Source organism: Neorhizobium sp. T7_12 (genome assembly GCF_002968535.1).
Classification (GTDB): Bacteria; Pseudomonadota; Alphaproteobacteria; order Rhizobiales; family Rhizobiaceae; genus Neorhizobium; species Neorhizobium tomejilense.
Window position 1 is genome coordinate 1 of record NZ_PVBK01000046.1, and the last position, 1292, is coordinate 1292.

Here is a 1292-nt window from a genome sequence, read left to right on the forward strand (position 1 = left end):
TGCCCTTCCCGAGAGAAGGGTGACATTTCATACCGGAGACATGGTTACACTTTTTGCCTTTGCGAGGAGAGCGAAGGTGCCTTGGCAGGAGTGCAACCGTATGGACGAGCGTCTCAAGTTCGTTGCGCGGGTTCTGGATGGCGAGAAGATCGCGGTGCTGTGCCGCGAGTTCGGAATCTCGCGCAAGACCGGCCACAAGATCATCGGCCGCTATAATGCCTGCGGGCTGGAAGGATTGACGGATCGCTCGCGGCGTCCCTACCGGCACGCCAATCAGCTTCCATTCCAAATCGAGAAGCTGATTGTGCGTGCCAAGCAGGAGAAGCCGAACTGGGGCGCACCGAAGATCAGAGAACGACTGGCGGGGCTTTACCCGGACGTGCAAACGCCGGCGATCTCGACCGTGCATGCGGTGCTCGACCGCAACGGACTGGTCCAGCACCGCAAGCGACGGCGCAACAGAGCTGTCGGAACGACACTCTCCCAACCTCGCCAACCTAACGACTTGTGGTGCGCCGATTACAAGGGCGAGTTCATGCTCGCCGACAAGCGCTACTGCTATCCATTGACGATCACCGATTTCGCCAGCCGCTACCTGTTGGCTTGCGAGGCGCTGCACACGACGAAGGAAGCCTACGCCTTCACCGTGTTCGAGAGCGTCTTCAAGGAGTTCGGTCTGCCCAAGGCGATCAGAACCGACAACGGCGTACCCTTCGCCAGCCCCAACGGATTGTTTAATCTGTCGCGGTTGGCGGTCTGGTGGCTCAGGCTCGGCATCGACATCGAGCGCATCAAGCCTGGCCATCCGCAGCAGAACGGCCGCCATGAGCGCATGCATCTCACACTCAAGCTGGAAACCACCAAGCCGGCCGGCGCCAATTTCCTGCAGCAGCAGGCCCGCTTTGACGACTTCGTGGAGGAATTCAACACAGAGCGGCCGCACCAAGCCCTTGACATGGCTTGCCCGGCAGAGCGCTACCACGCTTCACCACGACCCTATCGCGGCCTGCCGGAGCTCGACTATCCGTTCCACGACCAGACCGTGACCGTCACGACATGCGGCCGCATCTGCTACAAGCGAAAGAAGATCAATCTTAGCCTGGTCTTTGCCGGACAGGCCGTCGGAATCAAACAGGTCGAAGACCGTATCTGGCTCGCAAGCTTCATGGATTACGATCTGGGATATTTCGATGACCAGACATGCAGGCTCGAGCCACTGCCGAACCCTTTCGGCTCAAAAGTGTTACCTATGTCTCAGGAATAAACCGTAACCTATGTGTCCAGAACGGACC

1 protein-coding gene is annotated in these 1292 nt (G+C 59.0%); it reads left to right on the forward strand.

All coding sequences use genetic code 11. The annotated features are described in order from the left end of the window. The first annotated feature begins 100 nt into the window (after window positions 1–100). Window positions 101–1264: an IS481 family transposase gene (locus C5J26_RS32365; protein WP_105405488.1), complete on the forward strand. Its 1164-nt coding sequence runs from the start codon at window positions 101–103 to the stop codon at window positions 1262–1264. The last annotated feature ends 28 nt before the right edge of the window (window positions 1265–1292 follow it).

Excerpts from the sequence above, each read along its gene's own strand:
- C5J26_RS32365 (WP_105405488.1), top strand. The coding sequence starts at position 101 with ATGGACGAGCGTCTCAAGTTCGTTGCGCGGGTTCTGGATGGCGAGAAG.